The organism is Shinella sumterensis (assembly GCF_004514425.2).
In the GTDB taxonomy this organism is placed as follows: domain Bacteria; phylum Pseudomonadota; class Alphaproteobacteria; order Rhizobiales; family Rhizobiaceae; genus Shinella; species Shinella sumterensis.
The window spans coordinates 22,504-28,503 of the sequence record NZ_MYFN02000027.1 but is presented as its reverse complement, the minus strand read 5'-3'; the positions used below and the strand labels follow the sequence as shown (position 1 = coordinate 28,503).

Sequence of the window (6,000 nt, the reverse complement as noted above, 5' to 3'; positions counted from 1 at the left end):
TGCGGGCATCGTAATCCTGAACGATGCCGCTCAGCGATGCTGCGGAAGCCGAGCCGGCAACGAGGAGGGCGAGGGCGGCGGTGGAGAGAGCTACAGTGTTCATTTTAATCACCTTTGTGTTTGGACGTGAGAAATTCAGCGGGCCAGAACGGCGCGCGGCTGGTTGTTGTCTGCGTTGAGCAGGATGTTGACGGCAGAGCCGGACTTCAGGTTCGCCGGAACAGGAACGCTTTGCGGGCATCGTAATCCTGAACGATGCCGCTCAGCGATGCTGCGGAAGCCGAGCCGGCAACGAGGAGGGCGAGGGCGGCGGTGGAGAGAGCTACAGTGTTCATTTTAATCACCTTTGTGTTTGGACGTGAGAAATTCAGCGGGCCAGAACGGCGCGCGGCTGGTTGTTGTCTGCGTTGAGCAGGATGTTGACGGCAGAGCCGGACTTCAGGTTCGCCGGAACAGGAACGCTTACGGGCAGGGCGATCGCSTTGCCGTCCTGGAGGCGGATGACGCCGGTGCGGGCATCGTAGTCATGAACGATGCCGCTGACGGATGCCGCAGAAGCCGAGCCGGCTGCGAGAACAGCGAGGGCGGCGGCGAAGAGAGCGGTCTTTTTCATGGTATTCACCTTATTTGCTGTGTGTCTGCCGAAGCGCCGTGTTGGCCGCTTCGATGAGTAGAATTTAGGGCCCTCATTAAATGGTTACTAGTGCAAGAACTGTGACCACAGTGTTCGGAAAAAAAGAACAGTATTTCAATAATTTATCGCAATCGCGTGATCGCCCTTGAATATTGCCGCCGGCGTTCCAACGCCTTTTTCTCCGGTGTTTCGAGCATCGGCGGGCGGCGAAAGCACGGACTTTGGAGACGCGAAAAGCCGTGGGCGAAGACGCGGGAATCGCTGGACATTCGCACCCTGCCGCGCCATAAGCGGAGGAAATATCAGTCTCGGGCCGTGTTCGGCATGGCCCTGCCAAGGACGCCAGCCATGAGCCTTCTCACGCAGATCTTCACTTGGTGGAACGGTCAGACGATCGGCACCCGCTTTCACACCTGGCGCTTCGGCACGAAGGTCGGGCAGGACGAGTTCGGCAACGTCTACTATCAGGGCGGCAAGGATTCCGAAGGTCGCACCCGTCGCTGGGTCATCTATAACGGCTATGCCGACGCCTCCGCCATTCCGGCAGGCTGGCACGGCTGGATGCATCACCGTACCGATGTCTCGCCCGCTGACGAGGACTACAAGGCGCGCGAATGGCAGAAGCCGCATCGCGCCAACCCGACCGGCACGTCCGAAGCCTATCGTCCGCCGGGCTCGCTCGCCGCGACCGGTGAGCGTCCGCGCGTCACGGGCGACTATGACGCCTGGACACCGGGCAACTGATACCGATTTGGCCACATTTCGCCGGTAGCCCGAAGCGGCCGGCGGATGCCGGCGCAGATCGCAGGAGACGGCTTTCATGACATCAGGGTTTTCGCGGACAGGCGCCGGACGGCGCTTCCTTTCGGCCATGCTGGCAACAGTGGCCGTGGGGCTTGCCCTTGTGCCTGCCTCGGCCAAGGCCGCCCGTATCGAGAACCCGGTCGCCGTCTTCTCGGGCATCGACAAGATCACCGGCCGCATCACCAGCTTCGATGTCTATATCGGCGAGACCGTCCAGTTCGGCGCCCTCCAGGTGACCCCGAAGGTCTGCTACAGCCGCGACGATACCGAAGCGCAGAAGATCACCTCTTTCGTCGAAGTCGACGAAATCACCCTCGACCGCAAGATCCGCCGCATCTTCACTGGCTGGATGTTCGCCGACAGCCCCGGCCTCAACGCCGTCGAGCACCCCGTCTATGATGTCTGGCTCACCGAATGCAAGGCGAAGTCCGACGTCCCGCCGCCGGACGATTCCGAGGCGAAGGCGCAGTAAGAGCTGCGTTTACGGCTGTCGATCCCCGGGGTTTGCCCGAGGATCCATGCCCTCACAGCGCAATTCATCGTTTCAAAACGGCAGGTGCGGCGAAGCGAGTGCATTCGCCAGCATGTCCTCGTAGTCGATCTTCGGCACGTCGATCGCTCCGAACGTCTTCAGATGATCCGTGGTGAACTGCGTGTCGAGCAGGCGGAAGCCGTTTGCCCTCAGGCGCTCGACCAGATGCACGAGGCAGATCTTGGAGGCGTTTGTCCGGCGCGAGAACATGCTTTCGCCGAAGAAGGCGGCGCCGAGCGATACGCCGTAGAGGCCGCCGACGAGCTGGTCGCCCTCCCATGCCTCGACCGAATGGGCGTGGCCCATGCGGTGCAGCGTGCCGTAGAGCGACTTGATCTTCCCATTGATCCAGGTGGACGGCCGGTCCGGCGCGGCTTGCGCGCAGGCCGCGACCACGGCATCGAAGGCCTTGTCGAAGCTGATCTCGAAGGGTTTCTGGCGGATTGCCTTGGCGAGGCTGCGCGAGACGTGGAAGCTGTCGAGCGGGATGACACCCCGCATGTCCGGCTCGACCCAGAAAAGCTCCGGGTCGTCGGCCGAATCGGCCATCGGGAAGAGCCCGATGGAATAGGCGCGCAGCAGAAGGTCCGGTGTTATTTCCGGGTTGCCGCCGCGACGCCTTGCCATGGTCCGACGCCTCTCAGGCGTCGGTCGTGCTGGCCAGGTAATTCTCCAGCCAGTGGATGTCGTAGTCGCCGTTTGCGATGTCCTGGTTGGCGACCAGGTCCTGGAACAGCGGCAGCGTCGTCTTGATGCCGTCGACGACGAACTCGTCGAGCACGCGGCGCAGGCGCATCATGCATTCGACGCGTGTGCGTCCATGCACGATCAGCTTGCCGATGAGGCTGTCGTAATAGGGCGGGATCTTGTAGCCGGCATAGGCGCCGGAATCGACGCGAACGCCCAGACCGCCCGGCGCGTGGAAATGCGTGATCGTGCCGGGCGAGGGCACAAAGGTGCGCGGATCCTCGGCATTGATGCGGCATTCGATGGCATGACCCGAGAAGACGATCTCCTCCTGCGTGACGGAGAGGCCGGCGCCGGACGCGACGCGGATCTGCTCATGCACGAGGTCGATGCCGGTGATCGCTTCGGTGATCGGATGCTCCACCTGGAGACGCGTGTTCATTTCGATGAAATAGAACTCGCCGTTCTCGTAGAGGAATTCGACCGTGCCGGCGCCGCGGTACTTCAGCTTCTTCATGGCGTCGGCGCAGATCTGGCCGATCTTCATGCGCTGTTCGACATTGAGGGCTGGCGAATTCGCCTCTTCCCAAACCTTCTGGTGCCGGCGCTGCAGCGAGCAGTCGCGTTCGCCGAGATGCACCGCATTGCCCATGCCGTCGCCGACGACCTGGATTTCGATGTGGCGCGGCTTGCCGAGATACTTTTCCATATAGACGGCGTCGTTGCCGAAGGCGGCAAGCGCCTCCGAACGCGCCGTCGAAACGGCCTCTTCCAGATCGGCCTCGGTCTTGGCGACCTTCATGCCGCGGCCGCCGCCGCCGGCGGTCGCCTTGATGAGAACCGGGAAGCCGATCTTGCGGGCGACTTCCAGCGCGTTCTCCGGCTTTACCTCGCCGTCGGAACCCGGAACGACGGGGATGCCGAGTTCCTGTGCGGTCTGCTTGGCGGTGATCTTGTCGCCCATGATGCGGATATGTTCCGCCGTCGGGCCGATGAAGGTGATGCCGTGCGCATCGAGGATTTCGGCGAACTTGGCGTTTTCCGACAGGAAGCCGTAACCCGGATGCACGGCGTCCGCGCCGGTAATCTCGCAGGCCGCGACGATCTGGTGGATGTTGAGGTAGCTTTCGCGCGACGGCGGCGGGCCGATGCACACGCTCTCGTCGGCGAGGCGCACATGCATGGCGTCGGCGTCGGCCGTGGAATGCACGGCGACCGTGGCGATGCCGAGCTCCTTGCAGGCCCGAAGGACCCGGAGGGCGATTTCGCCGCGGTTGGCAATGAGGACTTTGGAGATCATGGGACCCGCCTTATTCGATAACGATCAGCGGTTCGCCATATTCGACCGGGCTTGCATCCTGAACGAGGATTTCGGTGACCTTGCCCGAACGCGGCGCGGGAATCTGGTTCATCGTCTTCATCGCTTCGATGATGAGGATGGTCTGGCCTTCCTTGACCGTCGCACCGACTTCGATGAAGGGGCGGGCGCCCGGGGCGGGCGACAGGTAGGCCGTGCCGACCATCGGCGCGGTGACGGCATTCTTGTTGCTGCGCGCGTCTGCGGCGGGCGCGGCGGCTGCTGCGCTGACGGCGGGAGCGGCAACGGGCGCCGGAGCGGCCATCGGCGCCTGGACATATTGCGGCGTGCCGGCGCGCGAGACGCGGATGCGCAGTTCATCCTGCTCCACTTCGATCTCGGTCAGATCCGTCTCGTTGAGGATATTGGCGAGATCGCGGATCAGGGCCTGATCGATGCCGTTTTTCTTGTCAGCCATGGGAATGAGCCTCTGGTTCTTCTTATTTCGTGATGGATGAAAGCGCATGGAGCGCCAGGACGTAGCTCTGCGCACCGAAACCGCAGATCACACCCTTCACGGCGGGTGCGATCATCGATTTGTGGCGGAAGTCCTCGCGGGCATGCACGTTGGAGAGGTGCAGTTCGACCACCGGTGTCTTCACGGCGCGGATGGCGTCGTGAAGCGCGATCGAGGTATGCGTGTAGGCGCCGGCATTGATCGCGACGCCGGCGGCGACATCGCCGGCCTCGTGAATCCAGTCGACCAGGTCGCCTTCGTGGTTGGACTGGCGGAAATCGATGGCAAGGCCCAGCTTTTCGCCTTCGGCCCGGCACAGCGCCTCGATATCGGCGAGCGTCTGGCCTCCATAGATGCCGGGCTCGCGTTTGCCGAGTGCGTTCAGGTTGGGGCCGTTGAGCACGAAAACTATTGAAGCCATTCGAAATTCCGCATGCTGGATGGAGGATTACCTATAGACCGGCGGTTTGCGCAGGGAAAGCCCCAAGGCGCGGGCTTTCCCGGTCGAAGGGACGTGTCCACAAGCGGTTAGGCTCCAACACCGCCAGCATGGCGAGAAGATGGCGGCGGTCAGCAACTCGCCTTTCCGCAGGCGCGGACATTGGCGATCTTTTCGCGCAGGTCGTCCGCCCCGACGGCGCCGAAGACCATTTCCTCGCCGACGACATAGGAGGGGGTCCCGGTAATGCCGAGATCGTTGGCGAGCGAATAGGCCTGACGCACCGCGTCGTCATGCGGCTTCTCGGTCATCGTCTTGCGCACGTCGGCTTCGGAAATGCCCAGGCTGGCGGCGAGCGCAATGGCGCTTTCCTCCGTCGCGCGGCCTTCGCCGCCCAGCAGCGTGCGGTGGAATTCGCCGTACTTTTCCGGCGCAAGATCGCGCACGGCGGCGCTGACTTTGTGCGCGGCCAGCGAATCGGGGCCGAGGATCGGCAGTTCCTTCAGGACGAAGCGGACGTTCTTGTCTTCCTTGAGGATGTCTTCCATGTCGGACAGGGCGCGCTTGCAGTAGCCGCAATTGTAGTCGAAGAACTCGACGATCGTAACGTCGCCCTTGGGATTGCCGAGCGCGATATCGTAGGGCGAGTTGTAGATCGCCTTCGTGTTGTCAGTGATGGCGGACTGGGCCTTGGCCTGCTGCTGCTCTTCCTGCTTCTTCTGCAGGGCTTCCTGTGCTTCGAGGAGGACTTCGGGGTTTTCGACAAGATATTCCTTGATGAACTCGCCGATTTCCTTCTTCTGCGCGTCGTCGAGGGCAAGCGCCGGAAGGGGGGCTGCGACCGCCAGTGTAAGGGCTACGGTGGCCGCGAGCTTCGTCTTGAAAGTCATGTCTGTCCTGTCCTCGTCGTGATGCGCAGCAGAAGTGCCATTGGCCGTACCGGCGCGTCAATGCGCGCGCGGCCACTTTCAACGACCTTATGGGCGCGGTGACGCAAACGACAGGGAAAAAGCGGCGGATTTTCGGCCCTCGCGGGATTGTGAATGTCGGCGTCTTGCGGCAGGAAAGCCGCAGTCAGGAAGCGAAAGGC

Annotated in this window: 9 protein-coding genes; 2 read left to right on the top strand and 7 right to left on the bottom strand. The window is 62.6% G+C overall.

Annotation, left to right across the window (positions count from 1 at the left end):
* Positions 1-206: 206 nt before the first annotated feature.
* Positions 207-335, bottom strand: coding sequence for a hypothetical protein (locus B5M41_RS26950; RefSeq protein ID WP_268998428.1), 129 nt, complete (start codon positions 333-335; stop codon positions 207-209).
* A 32-nt stretch (positions 336-367) separates the two neighbouring features.
* Positions 368-613 carry a hypothetical protein gene (locus B5M41_RS25880; protein ID WP_134650692.1) on the bottom strand — a complete coding sequence of 82 codons (246 nt, stop codon included), beginning with the start codon at positions 611-613 and terminating at the stop codon, positions 368-370.
* Between the two features lie 369 nt (positions 614-982).
* Here B5M41_RS25880 and B5M41_RS25875 point away from each other — a divergent pair, with 369 nt between their 5' ends.
* A complete protein-coding gene (locus B5M41_RS25875; RefSeq protein WP_134650691.1) occupies positions 983-1,378 on the top strand; it encodes an NADH:ubiquinone oxidoreductase subunit NDUFA12 in 396 nt (131 codons plus the stop codon).
* 127 nt (positions 1,379-1,505) lie between these two features.
* On the top strand, positions 1,506-1,910 hold the full coding sequence (locus tag B5M41_RS25870) for a DUF2155 domain-containing protein (protein ID WP_160871488.1): 405 nt from the start codon (positions 1,506-1,508) through the stop codon (positions 1,908-1,910).
* Between the two features lie 72 nt (positions 1,911-1,982).
* On the opposite strand, the gene aat is transcribed toward B5M41_RS25870, so the two are convergent.
* The 5 genes from aat to B5M41_RS25845 all read right to left on the bottom strand — a co-directional run bounded on the left by aat (position 1,983) and on the right by B5M41_RS25845 (position 5,800).
* Positions 1,983-2,597 carry a leucyl/phenylalanyl-tRNA--protein transferase gene (gene aat / locus B5M41_RS25865; RefSeq protein ID WP_134650689.1) on the bottom strand — a complete coding sequence of 205 codons (615 nt, stop codon included), beginning with the start codon at positions 2,595-2,597 and terminating at the stop codon, positions 1,983-1,985.
* A gap of 13 nt (positions 2,598-2,610) precedes the next feature.
* Complete coding sequence (gene accC / locus B5M41_RS25860; RefSeq protein ID WP_134650688.1) at positions 2,611-3,957, bottom strand: acetyl-CoA carboxylase biotin carboxylase subunit; 1,347 nt, start codon at positions 3,955-3,957, stop codon at positions 2,611-2,613.
* Positions 3,958-3,967: 10 nt separating this feature from the next.
* The gene (gene accB / locus B5M41_RS25855) at positions 3,968-4,432 is read right to left on the bottom strand and encodes an acetyl-CoA carboxylase biotin carboxyl carrier protein (RefSeq protein ID WP_134650687.1); all 465 of its coding nucleotides are present in this window, start codon (positions 4,430-4,432) and stop codon (positions 3,968-3,970) included.
* A 22-nt stretch (positions 4,433-4,454) separates the two neighbouring features.
* Positions 4,455-4,892 (bottom strand): type II 3-dehydroquinate dehydratase, encoded by a 438-nt coding sequence (aroQ, locus tag B5M41_RS25850; protein ID WP_134650686.1) that lies wholly within the window; start codon positions 4,890-4,892, stop codon positions 4,455-4,457.
* A 149-nt stretch (positions 4,893-5,041) separates the two neighbouring features.
* Positions 5,042-5,800, bottom strand: a complete 759-nt coding sequence (locus B5M41_RS25845; protein ID WP_134650685.1) for a DsbA family protein — start codon at positions 5,798-5,800, stop codon at positions 5,042-5,044.
* Between the last annotated feature and the right edge of the window lie 200 nt (positions 5,801-6,000).

Coding starts and splice junctions, on each gene's coding strand:
- aroQ (WP_134650686.1), bottom strand. CDS start 4,892: ATGGCTTCAATAGTTTTCGTGCTCAACGGCCCCAACCTGAACGCACTC.
- B5M41_RS25870 (WP_160871488.1), top strand. CDS start 1,506: ATGCTGGCAACAGTGGCCGTGGGGCTTGCCCTTGTGCCTGCCTCGGCC.
- accB (WP_134650687.1), bottom strand. CDS start 4,432: ATGGCTGACAAGAAAAACGGCATCGATCAGGCCCTGATCCGCGATCTC.
- B5M41_RS25845 (WP_134650685.1), bottom strand. CDS start 5,800: ATGACTTTCAAGACGAAGCTCGCGGCCACCGTAGCCCTTACACTGGCG.
- B5M41_RS26950 (WP_268998428.1), bottom strand. CDS start 335: ATGAACACTGTAGCTCTCTCCACCGCCGCCCTCGCCCTCCTCGTTGCC.
- B5M41_RS25875 (WP_134650691.1), top strand. CDS start 983: ATGAGCCTTCTCACGCAGATCTTCACTTGGTGGAACGGTCAGACGATC.
- accC (WP_134650688.1), bottom strand. CDS start 3,957: ATGATCTCCAAAGTCCTCATTGCCAACCGCGGCGAAATCGCCCTCCGG.
- aat (WP_134650689.1), bottom strand. CDS start 2,597: ATGGCAAGGCGTCGCGGCGGCAACCCGGAAATAACACCGGACCTTCTG.